This window comes from Streptomyces sp. NPDC031497 (assembly GCF_055580905.1).
The window spans coordinates 355,170-378,863 of record NZ_JBVIKO010000001.1 but is presented as its reverse complement, the minus strand read 5'-3'; the positions used below and the strand labels follow the sequence as shown (position 1 = coordinate 378,863).

General features: G+C 72.0%; 19 protein-coding genes. 7 read left to right on the top strand and 12 right to left on the bottom strand.

Going from position 1 to position 23,694, the window contains the following annotated elements; translation table 11 throughout:
• Positions 1-5: 5 nt before the first annotated feature.
• The gene (locus ACZ5K7_RS01705; protein WP_468909242.1) at positions 6-2,003 is read left to right on the top strand and encodes a PE-PGRS family protein; all 1,998 of its coding nucleotides are present in this window, start codon (positions 6-8) and stop codon (positions 2,001-2,003) included.
• Here the strand turns inward: ACZ5K7_RS01705 and ACZ5K7_RS01700 are convergent.
• The 7 genes from ACZ5K7_RS01700 to ACZ5K7_RS01670 all read right to left on the bottom strand — a co-directional run bounded on the left by ACZ5K7_RS01700 (position 1,993) and on the right by ACZ5K7_RS01670 (position 10,085).
• On the bottom strand, positions 1,993-3,375 hold the full coding sequence (locus ACZ5K7_RS01700; protein WP_468909240.1) for a hypothetical protein: 1,383 nt from the start codon (positions 3,373-3,375) through the stop codon (positions 1,993-1,995). The genes ACZ5K7_RS01705 and ACZ5K7_RS01700 overlap by 11 nt on opposite strands.
• The gene (locus tag ACZ5K7_RS01695) at positions 3,372-4,685 is read right to left on the bottom strand and encodes an MFS transporter (protein WP_468909238.1); all 1,314 of its coding nucleotides are present in this window, start codon (positions 4,683-4,685) and stop codon (positions 3,372-3,374) included. Before ACZ5K7_RS01695 ends, ACZ5K7_RS01700 begins: the two co-directional genes overlap by 4 nt.
• A gap of 80 nt (positions 4,686-4,765) precedes the next feature.
• Complete coding sequence (locus tag ACZ5K7_RS01690; protein ID WP_468909235.1) at positions 4,766-5,566, bottom strand: ABC transporter permease; 801 nt, start codon at positions 5,564-5,566, stop codon at positions 4,766-4,768.
• 5 nt (positions 5,567-5,571) lie between these two features.
• A complete protein-coding gene (locus ACZ5K7_RS01685; protein ID WP_351697404.1) occupies positions 5,572-6,375 on the bottom strand; it encodes an ABC transporter permease in 804 nt (267 codons plus the stop codon).
• Between the two features lies 1 nt (position 6,376).
• Positions 6,377-7,372 (bottom strand): ABC transporter ATP-binding protein, encoded by a 996-nt coding sequence (locus ACZ5K7_RS01680; protein ID WP_468909232.1) that lies wholly within the window; start codon positions 7,370-7,372, stop codon positions 6,377-6,379.
• Positions 7,373-7,513: 141 nt separating this feature from the next.
• A complete protein-coding gene (locus tag ACZ5K7_RS01675) occupies positions 7,514-8,749 on the bottom strand; it encodes an ROK family transcriptional regulator (protein ID WP_468909229.1) in 1,236 nt (411 codons plus the stop codon).
• Positions 8,750-8,831: 82 nt separating this feature from the next.
• Positions 8,832-10,085 carry an FAD-binding protein gene (locus ACZ5K7_RS01670; RefSeq protein ID WP_351697413.1) on the bottom strand — a complete coding sequence of 418 codons (1,254 nt, stop codon included), beginning with the start codon at positions 10,083-10,085 and terminating at the stop codon, positions 8,832-8,834.
• 134 nt (positions 10,086-10,219) lie between these two features.
• Here ACZ5K7_RS01670 and ACZ5K7_RS01665 point away from each other — a divergent pair, with 134 nt between their 5' ends.
• The 5 genes from ACZ5K7_RS01665 to ACZ5K7_RS01645 all read left to right on the top strand — a co-directional run bounded on the left by ACZ5K7_RS01665 (position 10,220) and on the right by ACZ5K7_RS01645 (position 15,886).
• Positions 10,220-11,227 (top strand): hydroxyacid dehydrogenase, encoded by a 1,008-nt coding sequence (locus ACZ5K7_RS01665; protein ID WP_468909225.1) that lies wholly within the window; start codon positions 10,220-10,222, stop codon positions 11,225-11,227.
• 49 nt (positions 11,228-11,276) lie between these two features.
• Complete coding sequence (locus tag ACZ5K7_RS01660; protein ID WP_351697419.1) at positions 11,277-12,344, top strand: LacI family DNA-binding transcriptional regulator; 1,068 nt, start codon at positions 11,277-11,279, stop codon at positions 12,342-12,344.
• A 124-nt stretch (positions 12,345-12,468) separates the two neighbouring features.
• Complete coding sequence (locus ACZ5K7_RS01655) at positions 12,469-13,788, top strand: radical SAM protein (protein WP_351697422.1); 1,320 nt, start codon at positions 12,469-12,471, stop codon at positions 13,786-13,788.
• A gap of 195 nt (positions 13,789-13,983) precedes the next feature.
• Positions 13,984-14,172 (top strand): hypothetical protein, encoded by a 189-nt coding sequence (locus ACZ5K7_RS01650; protein WP_351697424.1) that lies wholly within the window; start codon positions 13,984-13,986, stop codon positions 14,170-14,172.
• A gap of 199 nt (positions 14,173-14,371) precedes the next feature.
• On the top strand, positions 14,372-15,886 hold the full coding sequence (locus ACZ5K7_RS01645; RefSeq protein WP_468909220.1) for a cellulose binding domain-containing protein: 1,515 nt from the start codon (positions 14,372-14,374) through the stop codon (positions 15,884-15,886).
• A gap of 135 nt (positions 15,887-16,021) precedes the next feature.
• On the opposite strand, the gene ACZ5K7_RS01640 is transcribed toward ACZ5K7_RS01645, so the two are convergent.
• The 3 genes from ACZ5K7_RS01640 to ACZ5K7_RS01630 form a co-directional block, all read right to left on the bottom strand.
• A complete protein-coding gene (locus ACZ5K7_RS01640) occupies positions 16,022-17,023 on the bottom strand; it encodes an ABC transporter substrate-binding protein (protein ID WP_468909218.1) in 1,002 nt (333 codons plus the stop codon).
• Between the two features lie 97 nt (positions 17,024-17,120).
• A complete protein-coding gene (locus ACZ5K7_RS01635) occupies positions 17,121-18,155 on the bottom strand; it encodes an ABC transporter permease (RefSeq protein WP_351729377.1) in 1,035 nt (344 codons plus the stop codon).
• The gene (locus tag ACZ5K7_RS01630; protein ID WP_351697436.1) at positions 18,152-18,946 is read right to left on the bottom strand and encodes an ATP-binding cassette domain-containing protein; all 795 of its coding nucleotides are present in this window, start codon (positions 18,944-18,946) and stop codon (positions 18,152-18,154) included. Before ACZ5K7_RS01630 ends, ACZ5K7_RS01635 begins: the two co-directional genes overlap by 4 nt.
• A gap of 222 nt (positions 18,947-19,168) precedes the next feature.
• Between ACZ5K7_RS01630 and ACZ5K7_RS01625 the strand changes: the two genes are divergently transcribed.
• On the top strand, positions 19,169-20,158 hold the full coding sequence (locus ACZ5K7_RS01625) for a LacI family DNA-binding transcriptional regulator (RefSeq protein WP_468909853.1): 990 nt from the start codon (positions 19,169-19,171) through the stop codon (positions 20,156-20,158).
• 262 nt (positions 20,159-20,420) lie between these two features.
• Here the strand turns inward: ACZ5K7_RS01625 and ACZ5K7_RS01620 are convergent, their stop codons facing one another.
• Complete coding sequence (locus ACZ5K7_RS01620; RefSeq protein WP_468909215.1) at positions 20,421-21,740, bottom strand: acyltransferase family protein; 1,320 nt, start codon at positions 21,738-21,740, stop codon at positions 20,421-20,423.
• 224 nt (positions 21,741-21,964) lie between these two features.
• Positions 21,965-23,692, bottom strand: a complete 1,728-nt coding sequence (locus tag ACZ5K7_RS01615; RefSeq protein ID WP_468909213.1) for a DEAD/DEAH box helicase — start codon at positions 23,690-23,692, stop codon at positions 21,965-21,967.
• Positions 23,693-23,694: the final 2 nt, after the last annotated feature.

The window sequence follows — 23,694 nt, the reverse complement described above, 5'->3', positions numbered from 1 at the left end:
GGATCATGGGGTGGAGAGACGAGCTGACCGAACTGCTGGGGCGGGCCGGGCTGGAGCTGGTGGCGGACCCGTGTGTCGAGGACGTGGTGCCGCCGTCGGTGGCGTGGCGGTACGTGATCGCGTGGGAGGCGGAGCCGACCGTGGAGGTCGCGCTCGACCGGCCCGATTCGGTCGCGGAACTCAACGCGCAGTGGCGTCGGTTGGCGTCCGAGGCGGGACTGTTCAACGGGGACGGGGTGTTCCTCGCCAACTTCTCCGGCAATCCGAGCAGGCGCTGGGTACGGGTTCGGCTCACCGACGCCTGGGACCTCGCGGGAGTCTTCGGTGAGCGGCCCGGACAGCCGGAGTTCGTGACGCTCTCCCTGGACGGGGACGCCCTGGTGGGGGCCACGACGGAGGAGTACACGGTCTGGCTCGTCGCCGTCGACCGGATCAGGGAGCGGCAGGAGGCGGCCGCGCAGGCCGCCGCCGCGGAGACCGAGGAGGACCGGGCGGCCGCCTGGGAGGGGCTGTTCCGGGGGCCCGGACCCACGGAGAAGCTGCTGGACGCCTGGGCACGCGGTCTCTCGTACAACCGGGCCTTCCCGAAGGACCTTCGGCCGCTGCTGCTGGAGAGATCCCACGTCGCCAGGTACGGCGCCATGCCGGAGGACGTCGTGGACGCGATGCTGGCCCACCCGGACTGGAAGATCCGGTCGCACGCGGCCGAGGTCCAGCTGAACATCACCCCCGAGCAGTGGGTGCGCGTGATCGAGGGCGAGCGGGAGGAACGGTACCGGTGGGTCCTCACGCTGATAGCCGCCGACCGCCAGGCCGAGCTGCCCGAGGGCACCCGCCGCGGGCTCGCCGCGGATCCGTCCGCACGCGTGCGCCGCGAGGCCGTACGCCTCAAGGACCTGCCCACCGCCGTGCTGGTCGCCCTGGCCACCACCGACCCCGACGGTGAGGTGCGGGCGGCGGCCTGCCCGGTCGCCTGGCCGCGTCTCGACGCGGCGGCACGGGCGGCGCTCCTGGCCGACCCCGACGGCACGGTACGCGAGCGGGCCCAGGTGCTGCACCACCGGGACCACCCGATGCCCCGCTCGGTGTACGAGTCCCGGCGCCCGAAGACCGAGGTGCTGGAGAGCTGCCGGCTGGAGCGCGGTCTCGCGGAACACCTGGCACGGCACGGGGAACCGGACGAGCGCAGTTCCCTCGCCAGGAACCCGCGACTGGACCCCGACCTGGTCGCCCTGCTCGCCGAGGACCCCGACGCCCGCGTGCGCTGGGAGGTGTCCATCCGGGGCGACCTCACCGAGGAGCAACGCGGGGCGGTCCTCATCGACTTCCGTCCGGAGAGCCGCCACCACGCACTCCCGTGGGTCGTGGCGCTCCATGACGACCACGAGGCCATGCGCCGCCTGGCCGCCTCCAGCCACCCGCTCGTCCGCCGAAGCGTCGCCCACGCCCGGCACCTGCCACCGGAGGTCGTCGCCCGCCTCGCCGACGACGAGGACCAGGTCGTACAGCTCTTTCTCGCGGAGTCCTGCGACGACGCGCCCGCCGACATGCTGCTGCGGGTGTGGCAGTGGTGGACCGGCAGCATGAGCGTCCCCGACCGCCCCCGCGGCCACCCCAACTTCCCCCGCCACGACCTCCTCCGCCACGCGGACGACCCGAGCCCGCGCATGCGCCGACTGGCCCTGGACGACCCGGAGTCGACGCCCGGCCTGGTGGAACGGCTCAGCCGCGACCCCAGTGAGGAAGTGCGTTACCGAGCCGCGACCGACCCCCGGCTGTCCGCCGTCGCCGCCGCGCGGCTGCTGGAGGACCCCCACCAGAACATCCGACACGCGGCCACCCGCCACCCTCACCTGCCGGTAAGGCTGCTGACCCGCCTGCTGCGGCACCATGACACCGCCGAGGAGGCCGCCAACAATCCGGCGCTGCCCGTCGAGGTCATGCGCCGGATGGCAGCGGCGCTCGGCGCCGACGGAGGTACGGCGGCACCCGTCACGGCGTGAGACGGGCGATCCGCAGCGTCGTCGTGGTCGGGGACGCCCCGGTGAGCGGAGTGCCGTAGGCCGGGGTGACCGGCGCGTAGGCCCAGGTGAGGGCGGAGTCCTTGAGGACCGCGATGTCACCGGTGATCCGCGCGCTCACCACCTTGTCGGCGCTGACGAACCTGCCGCTCCAGTCGACCAGCCGCAGATGCGTGCCGGTGAAGGTGCCGGTGCAGGTGCCGGCCGAGCACTTGGCGTTCTTCAGGGACTCCCAGGAGAGCAGGAGCCGGTCCTTGCCGTAGGGGGCGACGTGCACGTTGACGTTCTCGACGGTCTTGGCGCTGGTGAGGTAAACGGCCTTGCCGGGGCCGGAGTTGCGGTTCTTGAGGAAGGCGACGGCGACCTGGTGGACGGCGGTCTTCGCGGTGACCGTCCAGCCGCGCCCGCTGGAGTCGTCCGGGTTCTTCTTCGCGGAGGCGGCGCCCCGGGAGGCGAACGCCGTCGCGTACCTGCCGGTCGACGACTTCACCAGGTCGCCGGTGCGGCTCGGGAAGGTACCGCCGCAGTAGCCCGCCCAGCACTGCTCGCGCTGGACCACCGGAGCGACGTCCGGGGCGCCGATGCCGGTGGAGACGAACAGCCCCGAACGCCAGTCGTCGAAGCAGAGGGAGGTGAAGGCGCCGGAGGTCTCGGCGTGCAGGGCTATGCCCTCGTCGTGGCTGCACCCCCAGCTCCAACCGCCGCCGAGCTTCGCGCCCTTGGCACTGACGTACGACAGCTTGTCGCCGTAGTGCCCGTCGGCGAAGCCGCCCGCGCCATGCACCACGAAGTAGGCGCCGTATCTGGAGCCGTTCCAGGTGAGCTGGCCGTCGAGGGTGGGGGAGGTGTCGTGGGAGGCGGTGCCGGTGAGCTTGGCGGACCAGGTCTTCCTGCCACCCGTGTAGCGGACGATCGCGGCGGCCGTCTCCTTCCACTTGTTGCTGTCGGAGACCCGGGTGAGCAGCGCGAAGCCGTCGTCGTGGGCGACCAGGCCGCCGACCTCCTTGGCGCCCTTGACGACCGTGTCGGCCCCGGACCGCTTGCCGGCCGCCGTGAGCGGGGTGACATGGACGCCGTCGGCGGCGGGCCAGGCGACCCGGATCCTGCCGTTGGGGGCGACCGCGGTGGCGGTCCGGTTCCACTCCCGGGTGTTGTTGTAACCGGCCGACAGATAGGGGTACCTGGCGCTGAGGCTCACCGCCGTGGACGTGACCCGGAGGTCGGGGGTCGTCGCCGCGCCGGCGGTGGCGTACCAGGCGCCGGCCAGCAGACCGGCGGCCGCGAGTGCGCCGATCGCGGGCCTGCGGAAGGCGTGGACGCGGCGGTGGCGTGTGGTGCGTGGTGCGGAAGTCATGCCTCCTGGTCGTCGCCGGCGCGGGGAAGGTTGCCGTGTTCCGGCGCGGCCGCCGCGGGCAGTGGCGCCGCCCTTCTGATCGGGGTGCCGAGGGCGGCGAGGCCGGTCAGTGTGCAGCAGACACCGGCGACGGCGGCCACGGCGGCGGTGCCGTACCGCTCGGCCGCCCAGGTGAGGAGGGCGGCGCCGGCCGGGGCCAGCGCGTACTGGAGGGTCCAGTGGGCGGAGGTGACCCGGCCCAGCAGGGGTTCCGGGGTGATCTCCTGGCGCAGGGACATGGAACAGGTGCCCGCCACCCCCACGCAGGCCAGGTAGACCGCGCACAGGACGGCCACCACGGGCACCGAGTCCACCCGGCCGAGCCCGGCGAAGGCCAGTCCGCACACCGTCATCGACGCGATCCAGGTCGGCCCGAAGCCCAGCCGCCGCCGGAGCCGGGCGACCAGCAGCGCCCCGGTGATCGTGCCGACCGCGCCGACCGCCAGCACCGTGCCCACCGTGCCGTCGTCGTGGCCGAGGTCGTGCTTGAGGTGGTAGATGACCAGGTCGTTGATGCCGAGGCTGAGGAAGCTGAAGACGGCGAGCAGCCCGGTGACCGACCGCAGGACGGGGTGCCGGACCAGGTAGCCGATCCCGGTGCGCAGGTCACGCCACACGCCCCGCTTCCCGGCCGGCTGGTCGTCCCCGGCGCGTTCCCGGACCCGGACCAGCAACAGCAGGGCCGCCGACACGGCATAGCTCGCCGCGTCCACGGCCACCGCGTCGGCCGGCCCCGTCCAGGCGGCCATCAGACCCGCGCCCAGGGGACCGAGGACACCGGCCGCCGCCGCGGTGGCGTTGACCCTCCCGTTGGCCTCGGTGAGCCGGGTGACGTCGACAAGTCCCCGTACGACGGTGACGTACCCGACGGCGAAGAGCATGCCGACGGCCTCGCACAGCGGCAGGACCACGTACAGCAGCCAGAGATGCGGCCCGGCGAGCCAGACGACCGGGACCAGGCCGTAGAGGACCATACGGACCAGGTCGCAGGCGATGAGCAGCTTCCGCCGGTCGACCCGGTCCACGACCACCCCGGCGAAGACCGCCGCCAGCACCATCGCGACTCCGCCGACGGCGGTGAGCAGGCCCATCCGGGCCACCGAGCCGGTCGCCTGGAGGACCAGCAGGGGCAGCGCGACGAGACTGAAGGAGTCGCCGAGCACGGACAGCGTCTGGGCGAGCCAGAAGAAGCCGAAGTCCCTTTGCCTCCACAGCGGTTGCCCGACCGCTGTCTGCTTCGTGCGCTCCGCCCGCCGCGCCTCGTACGTCACGGCTCCCCTTCCGCGTCCCGCCAACCCTACGCCGAGCGCCCACCGGCGAACCGACGCCCTTCGGGATCTTCCTCGGCCGGTCAGCCGTTCACCCCCGTGTAGTGGCCCAGCGCCCACCGCCACAGCCTGCGTGACGCCAGGTAGGCGAGGAGGCCGAGGAGCGGGGAACCGGCCGCCAGCCAGTAGGGGACGCCGGTCGAGTGGCCGTGGCCGGTGAGGACCGCCGCCGGGAAGTAGGCGACGAAGGCGAGGGGGAGGCCGTAGGTGAGGAGGCCGCCCACCGCGCGGGGGAGGACGTTCAGGGGGTAGCTGCCGAAGGTGCCGAGGAGTTCCTCCAGCCAGCGGCCCCAGTAGTCGGCGGCCGGGTAGCGCAGCGAGGCGCAGGCCACCACCGTGAAGAGGGCCGCCTCCAGGAGCATCCCGCCCAGGACCGCCGCGACCAGGTAGCCGACGCGGCCCGCCGTCCAGTCCAGGTCGCTGCGGCTGAGCGCGCCCACCATCAGGCCGGCCGCCACCGTCAGGTCGCCGATCGCGTTGGTGGGGAAGAACTCCAGCTGGACCTGGCGGTAGACGGGCAGCGGGCGCAGGAGATAGGCGTCGATCCTGCCCTCCTGGATGCTCCGGCCCAGGCCGTGCACCCGGCCCAGGAGGAGTACGAACAGGCCGTGCGCCAGCATGCGGGTCGCCGGGATCAGCAGGACGTCGCTGCTGTCCCAGCCGCCCATCCCGGCGAACCGGGTGAGCAGCACCGTCGCGAACACGATCACCGACACCTGCCAGACCGCGCCGATCGCGATCATCATCAGGAACTCGGTGCGGTATTCCAGCTGGGCGCGGAAGTTGAGGCGCGTGATGCGCCACATGATCCGTACGGCGTTCATCGGCCTCAGCCTCCTTGCGAGATCACACGGCGGGCGGCCCGCCGCCACACGAACCGGGTGAACAGGTAGAGGGCCACGACCCAGGCGGCCTGGACGCCCAGCTGGAAGGGGGCGTCCGACAGCGGGATGCGGCCCACGTACAGCGACAGCGGCACGCTCAGGGTCGCCTGGAAGGGCAGGAAGGAACTCAGCGTGATGAACCAGTGCGGGAAGTACCACAGCGGCGCGTACACCCCGGACAGCAGGTTCTGCGCGAAGACCAGGATCAGCATCGCGGCGGTGTTCCGCAGCGTCCAGAAGCACAGCTGGTCGATGAGGAGCATGACGTGGTAGAGGACCAACTGGCCCAGCGCGAGGCTGAGGACGAACACGCCGGCCACCGCCGCCGAACCCGGCGGCTGCACGACTCCGACCGCAAGACAGACCACGTATCCGGTCAACGCCCAGGTCAGGCCGTACAGTTGCTCGCCGATCGCGCGCAGGGCGTGGTAGCGCCGGGGCGGCATCGGACGCAGATACCAGTAGACGATCGTGCCGAAGTGCACATGCTGCATGACCGTGTCCCGGCCCGCGTACTGGTCCAGCTCCCGCAGCCGGGAGGCCAGTACGGCCATCACCGCGTACGTCACCGCCTGGCCGCGGTCGAGACCCGCGGTCGTACCGGACTGGGCGTACAGGCCGCGCCACAGCGAGGCCACCAGCACCACCTGCACGGTCAGCCGCAGCAGGACCCCGGTGATCCGGGGCGGGGTGTACAGCTCGCCGAGCGGGGTGACCCGGGCGGCCCGCCAGCCGTAGGACAGGGCCATCTCAGACCGCCTCGGCCTGCACGTAGGCCGCCCGCATGACGTCCTCCAGGTCGGCCTCGTCCACCGCCACGCCCGTCACCTCGTACCGCTCGATGACCAGCTTCAGCGCCTTGTGGACCGTGGGCGCGGCCGGGCCGTCCGGGCCGAACACCACCTGGGGGCCGTCCCGGCTCACCAGAGTGATGCCCGGCAGCGGGCCGACCGGGGTGTGCGGGTCGGTGAGGGTGGCCCGCACCTGCCAGGTCGAGCCGAAGGTGCGGCGGATCTCGTCCAGGGTGCCGTCGAGCACCAGCCGCCCGTGGTTGACCAGCACCACCCGCTCGGCGAGCCGCTCGACCTCGGTCATGTCGTGCGTGGTCAGCAGCACGGTACGGCCGCGCTCGGCCACCTGGTACCGCAGGAACTCGCGGACCTGCTCCTTCACCACCACGTCCATGCCGATGGTCGGCTCGTCCAGGAACACCACCGGCGGGTCGTGCAGCAGGGCCGCCGCCAGGTCGCAGCGCACCCGCTGGCCGAGCGAGAGGTGCCGGACCCGGGTGTCCCAGAACGCGGAGAGATCGAGGAGCTGGTCGAACTCCCGCAGCCGTGCCGCGTGTTCGGCCCTCGGCACCTCGTAGATGTCCCGCAGGATCGCGAACGACTCCCGCACCGGCAGGTCCCACCACAGCTGGGTGCGCTGCCCGAACACCGCCCCGATGTTACGGGCGTTGCGCTCCCGCTCCTGGTACGGCACGACGCCGGCGACCCGGGCGTGGCCGGAGCTCGGGGTGAGGATGCCGGTGAGCATCTTGATGGTGGTCGACTTGCCCGCGCCGTTCGGGCCGAGCAGGGCGAGGAGTTCGCCGGGGGCGACGTCGAAGGTGATGTCGGAGACCGCGTGCTTCTCGACGCGTTCGGGGTTGACCAGGGATCGCAGGGCGCCGGAGAGGCCCGGACGCCGGACGGTGGTGTGGAAGGTGCGGGACAGACCGCGGACCTCGATGCTTCCGGCCACGCTGGGGGACTCCCTCGTTCCGTACACGACGTACGGCCGGCCGGTTTCGGGAGGCCGACCGGCCGCGGATACGCAACGACGGTCGCAGAGCGCCGACGAGCCCGGCAATGGATTAAAGGACCCGCGAGTTGGACTAATCGATCACCGGGAGGCGGACGCGGGACGGCCCGGGCGCACCCCGTTGCGCTGTCCCACGGACCGCAGGGCACCCTCCAGCGCGAAGGTGGCCGCGCCGAGGCACACCGGGTCGGTGGGGATGGGGGAGAGGACGATCTCGGCGGCGGCGAACGGCCGCCCGAGCGCGTGCCGCCGGACGGCCTCGCGGACCTCGCCGAGCAGCGGTTCGCCGAGCCTGCGGGCGACCCAGCTGCTGAGCACGACCAGTTCGGGGTTGAGCAGGTTGACCAGATTGGCGACCCCGGCGCCGATGTACCGGGCCGTGTCGCGTACCACCTGGACCGCGACGGGGTCACCGTCCGCCACGCCCCGCGCCAGCGCCTCGATCGTGGCCGTCTGGTCATCGGGGTGCAGCAGCGGGCTGTCCGGGTTCGACTCGCGCAGGTTCAGCATGATGCCGGGCGCGCCGACATAGGTCTCCACACAGCCGTGGTTGCCGCAGTGGCACGGCCGCCCGTCCAGGACGAGCGTGGTGTGCCCCCACTCTCCGGCGCTGTTGCTGACCCCCCGGTGCAGTCCGCCGCCGAGGGCGAGCCCGGCGCCGACCCCGGTGCCGAGGTTCACCACCACCGTGTCCCCGCGCCCGCGCGCCGCCCCGAACCACTGCTCGGCCACCGCGCAGGCGCGCAACGGATTGTCCAGGTGGAGCGGATAGGCGATGTGTTCGGACAGCAGGTCGAGCAACGGCACGTCGTGCCAGTCCCAGTTGGGCGCGTACTCGGCGATGCCCGTGTCCCGCTCCACCTGCCCGGGCGCGCTCACCCCGACGCCCAGCACCCGCGCGCCCTCCACCCCGGCCTGCGCCACCACCGAGCCGACGGTGGCGGCGACATGGCTCACCACCTGCTCGGGCCGGTGCTCGCCAGGGCGCATGTCCTCCTCGGCGCGGGCCAGTACATTCAGCGCGAGGTCGAACAGCTCCACGTGGACGTACGTCTCCGCGATGTCGACGCCGATCAGCGCGCCCCCCGAGGCGTTGACCGCCACGAGTCCCCGGGGCCGGCCGCCCGCCGAGTCCTCGAAGCCGACCTCCGTGATCATCCGCAGGTCGAGCAGTTCGCCGACGAGCGTGGCGACCGTGGCCAGACTCAGCCCGGTGACGGACGCCAGCTCCTGCCGTGAGGTGGGAGACTCGGCGATGATGTGCCGCAGCACCTCGTAGCGGTTCGCGGTGCGGATGTCACGTGATGTGTGCTTCACACGGCGCAAGGCTATGGGCTGCGGCAGGCTTTCGACAAGGTATTAGGAAAAGGGCTTTATTAAGTCCGTGAAATTGGTCCCGTCACAGCGCCAGCGCATCGTGTACGAAGGGATTGGCGAACTTCCCCTCGGGGTCCAGGCTCCGGGCCAGTGCGCGGAAGTCCGCCAGGCGCGGGTAGCGGCCGCGGAGCACCTCGCCGGGGACGGTGTGCACCTTGCCCCAGTGCGGACGCGGCTCGAAGGGCGCCAGCGCCTCCTCCAGCCGGTGCACGGCGGGCAGTACGGCCGCCAGGTCGTCGACCCAGGTGAAGTGCAGGGCGACGGAGTCCCGGCCGTGGGCGGGGCTGAGCCACTGCGGATCGGCGGCGATCGTCCGCACCTCGCAGGTCAGCAGAACGGGGGAGACCGCCTGCCGGACGGCTTCGACCGCGTGCAGCGCCTCGACGGCCGCCGGCCTCGGCAGCAGGTACTCCGACTGCAGCTCGTCCCCGCTGCTCGGCGTGAACTCCGCCCGGAAGTGCGGCAGCCGCTCGTGCCAGGGCCCCGGCACCCCGAACTGCTCGGTGCAGTTGCCCGCAGGCATGCCCGGCACCGGGTGCATCGCCACCGTCGCGGGCGCGGCCCAGCCGAAGTCCACGGCGGCCCGGTCGGTGCGCCGCTTCACCCACACCTGACGGAAGCCCGGCTCCCGCCAGTCGGTGAACAGGCTCACGCTGTACCCGGCCCCGGACACGGCTTCGAAGTCCAGCCCCGCCAACGGCAGTTCGACGTACACCGTCTGCGCGACCTCGTAGGCCGGTTCCAGGTCGAGAGTGAGGGCGGTGACGACCCCGAGCGCGCCCAGTGAGGTCACGGCACCCTCGAAGCGGGCGTCGCCGCGTGCGATGGTCTCCGTCGAACCGTCGGCGAGGACCAACTCCACCTCCCGCACGGGCGCCGCGAGCGACCCGTTGGCCACCCCCGAGCCATGGGTGCCGGTGGCCACCGAACCGGCCACCGAGATGTGCGGCAGCGAGGCCATGTTCGGCAGGGCCAGGCCGTACGCGTCGACCGCGCGGGCCAGTTCGGCGTACCGCACCCCGCCCGCGACCCGGACCGTACGGGCCGCCGTGTCCACCTCGATCACCGGCGGCAGCCCGGCGATCGAGACCAGCAGGCCCTGCGGACCCGGGTCGGCGATGCGGTTGAAGGAGTGCCCGCTGCCCAGCACCCGCACCCGCGTACCGCCCGCCACCAGCGACCGGAGCGCGTCGAGCGAGTCCGGGCGGTGGAACTCCTTGGCCGTGTACGTGATGTTGCGCGCCCAGTTGGTGACCGTCTGCGCCGGATCCGTCATCGCTGTCTTCCCATCCCTGTGGTCCCCGCCGCTCGTCCGTCGGAGAGTGCGTGTGCATTGACCCTCTCATTCGCCGAGACCTACGGTAGAGACCGGTTGCTATCCGCGCGTCACCGAGCCGGAAGGTCACTTCCTTGCCCGAGCGTCCCCAGGCAGTGTTCGCCATGACAGCCCAGAACGTGCCGCATATCTTCCCGCCGGAGGTGCTCGCACGACTGCGCGCGTGCGTAGAAATCGATCCCACTCTGGTGGTGGACGACTTCACCGATCCCCGGGCCCGGGAGACGCTCGCCCGCGCCGAGGTCCTCGTCACCGGCTGGGGCTGCCCGACCCTGGACGCGGCGGCCCTGGACGCGGCGCCCGCGCTGCGCGCCGTGCTGCACGCGGCCGGCTCGGTCAAGGGCTTCACCACGCCCGAGGTGTGGAAGCGCGGCATCCTGGTCTCCTCGGCGGCCGCCGCCAACGCGCTGCCCGTCGCCGAGTACACCCTCGCGATGATCCTCCTCGCCGGAAAGGACGTCTTCGCCTTCCGTGACCTGCTGCGCACCCGGCGCACCTACCCCTACGGCGGCATCGTCCCCGGCATCGGCAACTTCCAGCGCCGCGTGGGCGTCGTCGGCGCCTCCCGCATCGGCCGCCGCCTCATCGAGCTCCTGCGCCCCCACGACCTGGTGGTGAGCCTCGCCGACCCGTACGTCGACGAGGCGGAGGCCGGCCGGCTCGGTGTGCCCCTGCTGCCCCTCGACGAGTTGCTGCGCACCTCGGACATCGTCACCGTGCACGCCCCGCAGACCCCCGAGACCCGCCGTCTCGTCGGCGCCCGCGAACTCGGCCTGATGCCCGACGGATCGGTACTGATCAACACCGCGCGCGGCTCGCTCGTCGACCACGACGCCCTGGTCGAGGAGCTGCGCACCGGCCGTCTGACCGCGATCCTCGACGTCACCGACCCCGAGCCGCTGCCCGCCGGCTCCCCGCTCTTCGACCTCCCCAACGCATTCCTCACCCCGCACCTCGCGGGCTCGCAGGGCAACGAGCTGGCCAGGCTCGGGCTCACCGTCGTAGCGGAGGCCGAACGGCTGCTGACCGGCGACGGACTGCGGTACGCGGTCGACCACTCGGTCCTCGAACGGGCCGCGTGACGGCCGTCTCGTAGGGTGACCTGAACACATGACGAAGGGGAGCCGAGCGGTGGCGAAGCGGACACAGCCGGCGCCGAACGGGGACGCCTCGACGGTACGGGACGTGGCCGCACGGGCCGGGGTCTCCGCGTCGACCGTCTCCCGGGTGCTGGGCGGCACCTACCCGGTGGCCGCCACCACCCGCGCCAAGGTCCTGAAGGCGATGCGCGAGCTGGACTACGTGGTCAACGCGCACGCCCGCGCGCTCGGCGGCGCCACCAACAAGACGGTCGCCTTCGTCGTCGACGACGTCACCGGCCCCTTCTACGCCCACATCGCCCGCGGGGTCGAGGAGCAGGCCTCGGCGGAGGGCCGGCTCTGCATGCTCTGCACCACGCACGGCGACCCGCGGCGCATCCTCGCCGTCGTCGAGACCATGCGGGAGCAGCGGGCGGACGCGGTGATCGTGGTGGGCGGCGCCCTGGAGGACAGGGCGTACCACGACCGGATGACCCACTTCGCGCACGCCCTGGACCGGGCGGGCTCCCGGCTCGTCCTGGTCGGCCGGCCCCCGCTCGGCCCCGGCGTCCCGGCCACGGTCGTCGACTACGACAACGAGGGCGGCGCCTTCGCCCTCACCAGCCACCTGCTCTCCGGCGGCCACCGGCGCATCGCCTACCTCGGCCGCGTCCCGGGCCTCTCCACCAGCGCCCAGCGCATCGCCGGCTACACCCGCGCCCATGAACTCCTCGGCCTCACCCCCGACCCGGACCTGATCACCGACGGCGTCTTCTCCCGCTCGTACGGCTACCAGGCGACCCGCGAACTCATCACCTCCGGACGGGAGTTCACGGCGGTCTTCGCCGCCACCGACATGATCGCCTCGGGCGTGATCCAGGCCCTGCGCGAGTCCGGCCGCCGTATCCCCGACGACATCGCGGTCGCCGGGTACGACGACATCCCGGTCGCCCGGGACGTCTACCCGACCCTCACCACGGTCCACGTGCCCCAGGAGGAGCTGGGCCGTGCGGCGGTCCGCCTCGCCCTGCACCGCGACGACCTGCCGGACGGGCAGCACCTGGTGCTGGGGACGCATGTGGTGCTGCGGGAGTCGACGCGGCGGGCCGGCGGCAGCTGAGGAAGAGTGACGAAACATCACTGACCAGGATGAATCGCACGACCTGAGGGGACCCGGCACGGCCGGCGAACGAGCGGGGGCATACCGTGAGGAGTCGAACGCCTGAGTCGGAAGGAGACACGGGATGGGCAGCCGTACCGCGCTGGTCGAGGATCTGATGGAGAGGTTCCCGCACGTACCGAGGGAAGCCGTCTTCAAGGAGGACCTGCTCCGGGGCGGTGTCGCCTTCGACCCGTCCGCCCTGAGCGACAACGAGAACGGCGAGGTCAAGCCGAAGTCCTACTTCATCTTCTCCTTCGACCACGGCACCCTGCCCGAGCTGGGCGAGGCCGCGCTGCGCCGGCCCCCGGAGGAGATCATCCTCACGGGCGGCCCGTACGACCTGCGCCGGACCGTCGTGTCCGTGCGCGTGAACCCCACCTCGCCCTACCGCGTGGCCGCCGACGAGGAGGGGCTGCTCGGGCTCTACCTCGACGGCAAGCGGATCGCCGACGTCGGGGTGCCGCCGATGCCGGAGTACTACCGGCACAAGCTCGCCAGCGGGAAGTCCGTGATGGAGGTCGCACCGACCATCCAGTGGGGCTACCTGATCTACCTCACGGTCTTCCGGGTCTGCCAGTACTTCGGCGCCAAGGAGGAGTGCCAGTACTGCGACATCAACCACAACTGGCGACAGCACAAGGCCGCCGGCCGGCCGTACACGGGAGTGAAGGACGTCGACGAGGTCCTGGAGGCCCTGGAGATCATCGACCGGTACGACACGGCGAAGACCTCCACCGCCTACACCCTCACCGGCGGCGCCATCACCTCCAAGCTCCAGGGCCGTGACGAGGCCGACTTCTACGGCATGTACGCCAAGGCCATCGAGGAGCACTTCCCGAACCGCTGGATCGGCAAGGTCGTCGCCCAGGCGCTGCCCAAGGACGACGTCCAGCGCTTCAAGGACTACGGCGTGCAGATCTACCACCCCAACTACGAGGTGTGGGACGAGTACCTGTTCAAGATGTACTGCCCGGGCAAGGAGCGGTACGTCGGCCGCGACGAGTGGCACAAGCGGATCCTCGACTCCGCCGACGTCTTCGGCGCGCGCAACGTGATCCCCAACTTCGTGGCCGGTGTGGAGATGGCCGAGCCGTTCGGGTTCAAGACGGTCGACGAGGCGATCGAGTCCACCACCGAGGGCCTGCGCTTCTTCATGTCGCACGGCATCACGCCCCGCTTCACCACCTGGTGCCCCGAGCCGACGACCCCGCTCGGCAAGGCCAACCCGCAGGGCGCCCCGCTGGAGTACCACATCCGCCTGCTCCAGGCCTACCGGCAGACGATGGAGGACTTCGGCCTGTCCTCGCCCCCCGGCTACGGCCCGCCCGGCCCCGGCAACGCCGTCTTCTCCGTCAGCTCCTTCATGGACAGCCTTCCGGCGGAGGAACCGACGAAGGTGTAACTCCCCCCGGGCCACCGGACACAGGAGGGCGTCAGGCAGACCGCTGACGCCCTCCTGGGCATTCCGGAAGGCGTCGGCCGGGCTTCCCGCTCCTGCTCCGGCGGTGACTGCGCTTGCCTTCCGGGCATCGGATTGCGAGAGACTGACGAGGACGCTGAGTCGGAACGCGGTTGCGGTGCGTATAGGAGGTCGGAGTTGTGGGCCACGGCGGACACGAACACGTTCTCCGGCCGGACCACGATCCACGGCCATGCGCCCGCATCGGCCGTCAGCGCTCCTTTCGCCCGGTACGGTGACCGCGAGGATCCCGCGTGGTCGGCGCACCCGGTGCGGGCGCTCGACGGGCGGGGGCGGGTGGTGGCCGAGGCGCGGTCGGGCAGCTGAGCACGGCGGTTGACGTGACGCCGGGGGCCGGTGGTACGGGTGACACGGAGGATCCGTGGCACGACCACCGGTAACCGGTTTTGAATATGCCGCTTGTCAGTTGTGCAGGAGACGTGAAAAGCTCGGGTCCTGCCGCGAGGTTCCCCCCAACTCCATTGCCGATGTGGTGAGTTGACCTCGCTTTCGATGCAGGAGACCCATGCCCGACCTGCCGATCCCCCAGGACGCCGCCGAGGCAGCGCTGTTCTCCGAATGCTGGGACGCAGTGCTCTCCTACGCCGACCTGTGCACGTCCGGCTCTCTGACGGCCAACCAACTGGCCACCGAGGCCTTCGCCCTCGGTATGCGCGAGGCCCGTGACACGGACTTCACCCCCGTCCGCAGCGCCGGACGGCGCGCCGCCCGGCTGCCGATGATCCCGCTGCTGCTCACCGCCGTCCGCACCACGGCCTCCAGTTGGGAGGTCGATGGTCTGGGCCACCAGCTCGACCCGGACCTCAGGCTGTGGCTCAACTCCGAGAAGGCCGCGCGATTCACGGGTCCGCCGTTGCAGCGGCCCGTCGCCCTGCGCGGCCTGCGCGACATGCAGGAGGCGGACGCCTCACTGCTGTGGCTGGCCGAGGTGGAGGCGCTGCCGCTGCCCTCGGTGGCACGCAGGCTCGGCATCGACCCGGCCGTCGCCGCCCAGGAACTGGAGCAGGTGCGCGTCCTGTTCCGGGACCGCTGCCACCGCGCCCACCTCGACACCCCGATGGCCGCCGAGTGCCGCAGCTACGCCCGCCTCCTGGACGCGGTCACCCGGTCCGCCGGGGCCGACACCCCCGAGGACCTCTCCCGGCACCTCGCCACCTGTGTGCAGTGCGCCGAGGCCGCCGCCTGTCTGCGGCTGCACGGCGGCGGACTGCCCGCGGCGCTCGCCGGCGGGGTCATCGGCTGGGGCGGCCTCGCCTACCTGGAGCGCCGCCGCCGTGCCGCCGAGGTACGGCTCGGCGCGGGCCGACCGGGCACCGGCGACCACGACGGCGGCGACCCCAAGGAGGGCACCGGCCGGGGCCGGGTGCTGCGCCACGGGCTGCTCGGCGCGGCGGTCATGATCTCGCTGGTGGCGCTCGGCGTGTCGATGATGCCGATGGGCAACGGCTCCGGCGACGACACGGCCACCGCCTCGCACGACGACCGCCAGCCGGTCGCCGACCCCACCTCCGTGCCGCCTCCGTCCACCGCCCCGCCCGCGACCCCCACGGCCTCCGCCGCACCGTCCTCCTCGGCCACCGCGGGCAAGCCGGTCGACAAGAACCCCGACCCGGAGCCCCAGGGCACCTCCACCGCCACGGCGAGCACCGGCGGCAAGGCCACCGCCTCCGCCGCTCCCGCTCCCTCGCCCACAAAATCCACGGCTGCCACCTGCGAGGTCTCCTACGACCTGGTCAACCAGTGGACCGACGGCTTCCAGGCCACCGTCACCGTCACCACCACCCAGGCCCTGTCCGGCTGGCGGGTCCAGTGGTCCTTCCGGGACGGCCAGAGGGTCACCCAGATGTGGGACGCGAGCGTCAGCCAGAGCGGCGGCCGGGTCACCGCCGACTCCGCCGACTACAACCAGTCGGTCTCCGCGAACGGCACCCTGTCCTTCGGCTTCCTCGGCACCTGGAGCGGCAGGAACTCCGCGCCGTCCGGCTTCACGCTGAACGGCGGTTCCTGCTCGTCCAGTTGAGCAGGCCCTGGCGGTACGAACGGCGGCCGGGTGGACCCAAGAGGGCGGGTCCACCCGGCCGCTGACCGTCTGTCAGGAGTCCGTCTCAGACACGCGTGCCGGACACCCGTGTCGGACTCCGTGTCGAACCTGGTGTCAGCACTGTGACTTGTAGAAGTACTTGCTGACCGACGGGTCGGCCATGTTGTCCTTCGTGATCGCCACCATGTCGGTGCCGATCGACTTGGTCACCGACTTGCCCTCGAAGGCGTCGGCGAGCTGGTCCACCGCCTGCCGGCCGATCGCCGCCGGGTCCTGGGCGACCAGCACCTGGAGAGTGCCCGCCTTCAGCGCGGCGACCTCGTCGGGCTCTGCGTCGAACGCGGCGACCTTCACCTTGCCCTGCTTGCCGGCCTGCTTCAGCCCGGTGGCGATGCCCGTACCGGTGTTGGTGTTGCCCGCGAACGCACCGCCCAGGTCCGGGTGGGCGGCGAGCGTCGACTGGATCTGGGAGGCCGCGGTGGCCGGCAGGTCGTTGTCGTAGAGCGTCGGCAGCACCTTGATGTTCGGGTACTTGCCCATCTCCTCGGTGAAGCCCTTGATCCGGGCGTCCGTCGTCGACACACCGGGCTTCACGCTGATGACGATGACCGAGCCCTTCTCGTTCATCAGCTTGGCCAGCGCGTCGGCGGCGACCCGGCCGCCCTTCTCGTTGTCCGACGAGATCCGGGTGATCCCGACGGAGTCGTCGCTCACCGTCGTGTCCACCAGGGCCACCTTGGTGCCCGCCGACTGGATCTGCTTGAGCGACGGAGTCAGCGCGCTGGTGTCCACCGGCGAGATCAGCAGCCCGTCGGGCCGGGCCGCCGCCACCGAGTCGAGGAGCGGGCGCTGCACCGACACGTCCCACTGCGCGGAGCCGTCGGCCGTGAAGTCCATCCCCTTGGCCTTGGCCTCCTGCTGCGCGGCACAGGTCATGGTGATGTAGAAGGGGTCGCTCTTCACCCCCGTGATCAGCCGGACCTTCTTGCCCTTGGCGCCGCCCGCACCCCCCGAGCCGCCACCGTCGTCCGACGAACCGCATGCCGAGGCCGCGCCGAGGGCCAGCACCGTGCCCACCGCGACCAGCAACCCGCGCCTGCTGCGAATGCTCCCCATCACAGAGTTCTCCTTGTCCTGCGCGAACGAGTCGTCCTACGCGATCGAGTTGTCCTGTGCGATTCCGTGCCGCGCGATGCGGTCATGCCTGACGGCGTCATGCGCGTTCCCGGGTCTTCCTGCGCATCTGGTCGATGTAGACCGCCACGACCAGCACCACGCCCACCGCCACGTCCTGCCAGTACTGCTGGACGCCGATCACGATCAGCCCGGTGGTCAGCACCGCCGGAATGAACACACCGATCACCGTGCCCAGCACCGAACCCCGCCCGCCGAACAGGCTGGTACCGCCCAGGACCACCGCGGTGATCACCTTGAGGTTGTCGGTGGAGTGCCCGGCGATCGACGTCGTCCCGTACGAGGCCAGCCACATCACCGCGCCCAGCCCGGCCAGCAGCCCCATCAGGCCGTACACCTTCACCAGATGCCGGCCCACCGGAATACCCGCCCGCCGTACGGCCGTCGGGTTCGACCCGATCGCGAGCGTGTGCTCGCCGAACCGGGTCGCGGCCAGCACCGCGCCGAAGATCGCGGTCACCACGGCGGCCAGGATCACCATCCACGGGATGCCGAGCAACTTGCCGAAACCGAGGCTGTTCTGCAGATGGGTGGAGGCCGCGCCGGCCGGGTCCTGACCGCCGGTGGCGAGTTCGGCGATCCCCAGCGCCGCGCCGAGCCCGCCCAGCGTCACGATCAGCGGTGGCACCTTGCCGCTGGCCACCACCACGCCCTGCAACGCGCCCCAGGCCGTGCCCACGGCCAGCGCGATCACGGCGCAGATCGCGACCGTGCCCCAGCCCGACGCCGGGCCGCCGTGATGGATGTTGTACTCACCCGCCGCCACCGCGGCCAGCACCAGCACCGACCCGATCGACAGGTCGATGCCCGCCGTGATGATCACGAACGTCATGCCGACGCCGAGCACCAGGTAGATGGCCGCGTTCACGGCGATCTGGGTGATGTCGTACGTGGTGAAGAACTTGCCCGGCGCCGCGATGGTGAAGAACACCACCAGCGCCAGGAGGATCACGAAGGTCCACAGTTCATTGAGCGTCGCCGCGCGCCGGAGCCAGTCCGGCACCCCGGCACGGCTGCCGACGGCCACGGGGGCCTTCTCGCTCTCGGCCGTCATCGTGCGCCCTCCGCTTCCTTGCCCCCGCCCGGGCCGTCCAGCGACCCGGTCATCGCCCCGACGAGCTCCTCGATCGTGGTGTCCGCCGCGGTGTACGACGCGACGCGCCGGCCCAGCCGCAGCACCTCCACCCGGTCCGCGACCGACAGCACCTCGGGCATGTTGTGACTGATCAGCACCACACAGATGCCCCGGTCGGCGACCCTGCGGACGGTCTCCAGGACCCGGGCGCGCTGGACCACCCCCAGGGCGGCGGTCGGCTCGTCCATGAAGATGACCTTGTTGGCGAAGGCGACCGCCCGGGCCACCGCGACGGACTGCCGCTGCCCGCCGGACAACGTTGTCACAGGAGCCGTCACATCCTTCAGTTCCACGCCGAGTTCGGCGAAGGCCTTGACCGCCTCCCGGCGCATCGCGGGCCGGTCGAGGACGCCGACCCGTCCGAGCAGGCCGCCGCGCACGATCTCCCGGCCGAGATAGAGGTTGGCCGCCGCGTCGAGATCCGGCGCGAGCGACAGATCCTGGTACACCGTCTCCACGCCCTGCCGTTGGGCGTCCATCGGCCCGGAGAACCGCACCGGCGCTCCGTCCAGGCGGACTTCGCCGGCGTCGGGGGCGAGGACGCCCGACAGGACGTTCACCAGAGTGGACTTGCCGGCGCCGTTGTCGCCGATGAGGGCGACGACCTCGCCGGGGTATGCCGTGAAATCGGCGCCCTGGAGCGCCTGGACGTGACCGAAACGCTTGACCACGCCATGTGCGGTGAGCAGTGGTTCCCTTGCAGAGGCCATGTTGTGCCTTCTGGTTGGTATCGTTAACAGCTTGGCTGATTCTTGGGGCGCTCACAGCGGGGTGTCAAGGGTGGTGCAGCCGTTCCCGGACCGTGCGGTCGGGCTTCCCAACTCCTCGTATTCGTAGGTCTGTTGATATGCCGTCGAGTTGGTAACGTTAACGAGTCGACGCTCAAACGTGACGCAGGTGGAGGACGTGGCGTGGCAGCCACCCGGCCGACCATGAAGGACGTTGCCGCGGAAGCGGGCGTCAGCGCGATGACGGTGTCCCGGGTCGTCAACGGCGATGCGGCCGTCGCCCCGCGCACCGCGGCGCGGGTGGAGGCCGCGGTCCGCAAACTGGGCTACCAACGCGACGACGTGGCACGCCAGTTGCGCCGCACCCACGAACTGAGCCAGACCATAGGGTTACTGGTCGACGATGTCGCCGACCCCTTCATGGCCGCCGTCGCCTCCGCGGCCGAGGATGTCGCCCGGCAGCGCGGCAGCGTCATGCTCATCGGCTCCAGCCGCGCCGACCTGCGCCGGGAACGCGAGGTGATCGCCGCGTTCACCGCCCGCCGCGTCGACGGCCTGATCCTCACCCCGGCCGCCGGCAGCCACCGCTTCCTGCGCCCGGCCCAGGCGCAGGGCACGAAGATCGTCTGCGTGGACCGGGCGGCACCCGGGCTGAACGTGGACGCCGTGGTGGTCGACAACTTCGGCGCGGTGCGGGAGGCGGTGGGGCGGCTGGTGGCACACGGCCACCGCAGGATCGGGTACATCGGCGACACCCCGCGGATCTGGACGTTCGGCGAACGCCGGCGTGGGTACCTGGCCGCGCTCGCGGCGGCCGGTATCGCCCCCGACCCGGCACTGGTCGGGGACGGCCTGCGGCCGGGCCCGGAGGCGGCCGGGGCGGTCACCGAGATGCTGGCACTGCCCGACCCGCCGACCGCCCTGCTGGCCGGCAACGAGATCCTCGCCTTCAGCGCCCTCGCCGTCCTCCCCGCCGGCCTCGCGTTCATCGCCTTCGACGACTTCGCACTCGCCGACCGGCTGACCCCGCCCGTCACCGTGATCGCCCAGGACCCGGTGGCGCTCGCGACCAGCGCGGCACACCTGCTGTTCGCCCGGATCCACGGCGACGTCTCACCACCGCGCACGGTGGTCATGCCGACCCGGCTGATCCAGCGGGGGTCGGGGGAACTGCCGGGCCCGTTCGCGGCGTAGCGAGGCCGTGCGGCGACCGGGGGAGGCCGGCGGGGGCGGGCAGGAAGGCCGGTGGCGGCGGCTGGGAAGCTCGGTCGCGTCGGGCGTCGGGCGTCGGGTGGTGGGGTGCGGGCGGCGCACGGTGGTCGCCGCCGGCTCACCGCATACGGAAAGCCGCGCACACCGCGTGCGGAGAGCCGCGGCCGGTCGGGTGAACAGCGGACCGCGCGCCGGGGTTTCGCCGGGTCTCCCGGCGGTCACGGTGTCCGTCCGGCCGCTGCTCTCACACCCGGCCCGTAGCCCGGGCCACCCTGGGCCGGTCGAGCTGGCGTGCCGTCGTCCACCGGGTCAGCATCACCAGCGCCGTGCCCAACGCCAGCCCTGTGGTGGGCAGTACGGGGAGCCGGCCGTCGGGCGCGAAGCCCCGCACGGCAAAGCGGCCCAGAGCGGCGACGTCCATGGCCAGACCGAGCCACAGCGGCCAGGCGCGCTGCAGGCCGACGTCCGGAGCGGTCCGTTCGTACAGCACGGCCAGCCCGCGTTCCAAGGGCCGGAGCGCCGACACGACGCCGGCCAGGACGAGGCCGAGCACCAGCAGCCACGGGATCCGCAGCCCCCACCACGCGGCGGACCCGAGGACCGGCTCGGGCGCGAGGCCGGTCAGGTAGAACACGGCGGCGACGACCAGCACCGGCAGCATGTGCCACAGGTAGAGGGTCATGCTGGTCGCCCCCACGGGGCCGACCACGCGCCACACCCGCTCGCGGTCCAGCAGCCGCCGCACCGCCGGCGCGGCGAGGAGGCACAGCCCGACCTGGGTCACCACCCACGCCAGCATCGCGGCCGACGGCGGATTGGTGTTGCTGGGGTCCTGCCCGGTCACCAGGATCAGGCTGACCGGGAACGGCCCGAGGGCCACCAGCGCGGCGAAGGCCACCGCGCCGCCCGCCGCCATCATGACCGGCACGAGCCGACGCCTGGTCAGCAGACCGTCCCGCCAGCAGAAGCCCAGCTGATAGGCGACACCCCACACGAGCACGTAGTCGAGCAGTCCCACGTACGGCACGTGCGCGGCCACCACGAGCACGTCGGCTGTCAGGGCGACCGCCCCCATCACCGGCGGGACGAGGAGTCCCCAGCGCCGGTGTGCCGCGTACATCAGCGGCGTCAAGGCGCTGAGCAGCAGATACACCGGCAGAAACCAGAACTGCATGGCCATCGCCCAACCCACGAGCGACAGCGTGTCCGCGTCCACGCCGGCCACCGAACAGACACCGACGGCGAGCAGTACCAGACCGCTGTAGAGGCCCGTCGGCAGCAGCAGCCGCAGCGCCCGCCGCCCCAGCCACCCGGCGGCCGTCCCGCCGGCCGCGTGGGCACGTGGCCAGGATCCGCCCACGGCATGGCCCCCGGCCAGGAAGAACAGCGGCATGATCTGGAACGCGAGCGTCAACCACTGGGTCCAGGGAACGGTCGCCAGCAGCTCCGGGGCGGTGATCTGTCCTCCGGGCTCCCGGACCAGGGCGGTGATCAGCCAGTGGCCGAGGACCACCAGCACGATGGCCCACGCGCGCAGGAAGTCGACGTAGCGGTCTCTGCTCATGGGCCGTCATGCTGCCGCAGCCCCGGCGCCATGGTGCCGGGAAGCCCGTGCCGCAACCATTCCGTGCCCGGTACGACACCGTCCCCCGCACCGGCGACCGGGTCGCCGTGGAACCCGGCGGCAACCCTTGCCGAAGACCTCGTTGCAGTACGAAATCTGTTCCGGCCGCACCGCGTGCGTGGCCGGCCGAGGTAGTACCTCGGCACCGGCCCTGCGCCGTGTCCCTAGGTGGCCGAGGTGCGGCGGCCGCCCCGGCGCCCGGAGTCGCGGCCGCCGGTGCCGGCAGCGCCGCCGGTGGCTCCGTCGGCCGCCCCTCGTCGGCGGGAACCGCGGGCGTCCTTTCCGGAGGCGGTGCCGGTCGCCGCACCGGCCGCGGCGCGGCGGACGGAACCGCGGCCGCCCGCGCCGCCGGCACCACCCGTGGCCCCGGCGGTTCCTGCCCGGCGGGCAGCACCGCGCCCACTGGTTGCGGAAGTGCCACCCGTTGCGGCCGCCCCGGCCGCGGCCCGGCGGTCCGAGCCCCGGCCGCCCGTCCCGGTGGCAGCACCTGTCGCCGCTCCGGACTCGCCGCCGTTTCGGCGGCGGCCGGACCGCCTGCCGCGCCCGGTGCCGGCCTTCCCGTCCGGGCGGGATGCGGTCGGTGTCGTCGGCTGGGGGATCTCGATGACGACGGGCACGCCGGAAGGCTCGCGGGCGGCGGTGATGGTGGCCAGCTCCGCGTCGCTCGACGTGATGCGGGTCGTCCGGGGGCGGATGCCCGCGTCCGACATAAGCCGGGTGACGTCCCGTTTCTGGTCGGGCAGGACCAGTGTGACGACGCTGCCGGAGTCGCCGGCGCGGGCCGTACGGCCGCCCCGGTGGAGGTAGTCCTTGTGGTCGGCGGGGGGATCGACGTTCACGACGAGGTCGAGGTCATCGACATGTATGCCCCGGGCCGCGACGTTCGTCGCCACCAGCGCGGTGACCTGGCCGTTCTTGAACTGTTCCAGCGTCCGGTTGCGCTGCGGCTGGGAGCGGCCGCCGTGCAGTGCCGCCGCGCGGACGCCGACGGCCAGGAGCCGCTTGGTGAGCCGGTCCGCGGACCGCTTGGTGTCGAGGAAGAGGATGACCCGGCCGTCACGGGCGGCGATGCGCGTGGTGACGGCCTTCTTGTCGGTCTCGTCCTGGACGTGGAGCACATGGTGCTCCATGGTGGTCACCGCCCCCGCGGACGGGTCCACGGAGTGCACCACGGGGTCGGTCAGGAACCGCTGCACCAGGCGGTCGATGTTGCGGTCCAGGGTGGCCGAGAAGAGCATGCGCTGTCCGTCGGGCCGCGCTTGCTGGATCAGCTTGGTGATTTGCGGCAGGAAGCCCATGTCGGTCATCTGGTCTGCTTCGTCCAGCACCGTGATACGTACGCTGCCGAGCACGCAGTCCCCGCGTTCCACGAGGTCGTTGAGCCTGCCGGGAGTCGCCACGAGTACTTCGGCGCCGCGCCGGAGCACGCCGGCCTGCTTGGTGATGGACAGACCGCCGACCACGGTGGCCAGCCGGAGGTTCACGGCGGTCGCGTAGGGGGTCAGCGCGTCCGTCACCTGCTGGGCGAGTTCACGGGTGGGCACCAGCACGAGGGCGAGGGGTGCCTTGGGCTCCGCGCGCAGTCCGGCCGTGCGGGCCAGGAGCGCGAGCCCGAACGCGAGGGTCTTGCCGGAGCCGGTGCGCCCCCGTCCCAGCAGGTCACGGCCGGCGAGCGAGTTGGGCAGCGTGGCGGCCTGGATGGGGAAAGGGGTGGTGATGCCTTGCGCGGCGAGCGTCTTCAGCAGTCCCGCGGGCATGTCCAGCCCGGCGAAGTCCTCGACTGCGGGAAGTGCGGGTGTCGTGTTTTCCGGCAGCCGGAACTCCGTCGGCGACGACGCGGGCGGTGGAGGTGACGAGGCGCGCCGGTTCGGCTTCTGGGGCCTGCGGGACATGC

Coding starts and splice junctions, on each gene's coding strand:
- ACZ5K7_RS01705 (WP_468909242.1), top strand. CDS start 6: ATGGGGTGGAGAGACGAGCTGACCGAACTGCTGGGGCGGGCCGGGCTG.
- ACZ5K7_RS01700 (WP_468909240.1), bottom strand. CDS start 3,375: ATGACTTCCGCACCACGCACCACACGCCACCGCCGCGTCCACGCCTTC.
- ACZ5K7_RS01690 (WP_468909235.1), bottom strand. CDS start 5,566: ATGAACGCCGTACGGATCATGTGGCGCATCACGCGCCTCAACTTCCGC.
- ACZ5K7_RS01685 (WP_351697404.1), bottom strand. CDS start 6,375: ATGGCCCTGTCCTACGGCTGGCGGGCCGCCCGGGTCACCCCGCTCGGC.
- ACZ5K7_RS01670 (WP_351697413.1), bottom strand. CDS start 10,085: ATGACGGATCCGGCGCAGACGGTCACCAACTGGGCGCGCAACATCACG.
- ACZ5K7_RS01655 (WP_351697422.1), top strand. CDS start 12,469: ATGGGCAGCCGTACCGCGCTGGTCGAGGATCTGATGGAGAGGTTCCCG.
- ACZ5K7_RS01645 (WP_468909220.1), top strand. CDS start 14,372: ATGCCCGACCTGCCGATCCCCCAGGACGCCGCCGAGGCAGCGCTGTTC.
- ACZ5K7_RS01640 (WP_468909218.1), bottom strand. CDS start 17,023: ATGGGGAGCATTCGCAGCAGGCGCGGGTTGCTGGTCGCGGTGGGCACG.
- ACZ5K7_RS01635 (WP_351729377.1), bottom strand. CDS start 18,155: ATGACGGCCGAGAGCGAGAAGGCCCCCGTGGCCGTCGGCAGCCGTGCC.
- ACZ5K7_RS01630 (WP_351697436.1), bottom strand. CDS start 18,946: ATGGCCTCTGCAAGGGAACCACTGCTCACCGCACATGGCGTGGTCAAG.
- ACZ5K7_RS01625 (WP_468909853.1), top strand. CDS start 19,169: ATGAAGGACGTTGCCGCGGAAGCGGGCGTCAGCGCGATGACGGTGTCC.
- ACZ5K7_RS01620 (WP_468909215.1), bottom strand. CDS start 21,740: ATGAGCAGAGACCGCTACGTCGACTTCCTGCGCGCGTGGGCCATCGTG.
- ACZ5K7_RS01615 (WP_468909213.1), bottom strand. CDS start 23,692: ATGTCCCGCAGGCCCCAGAAGCCGAACCGGCGCGCCTCGTCACCTCCA.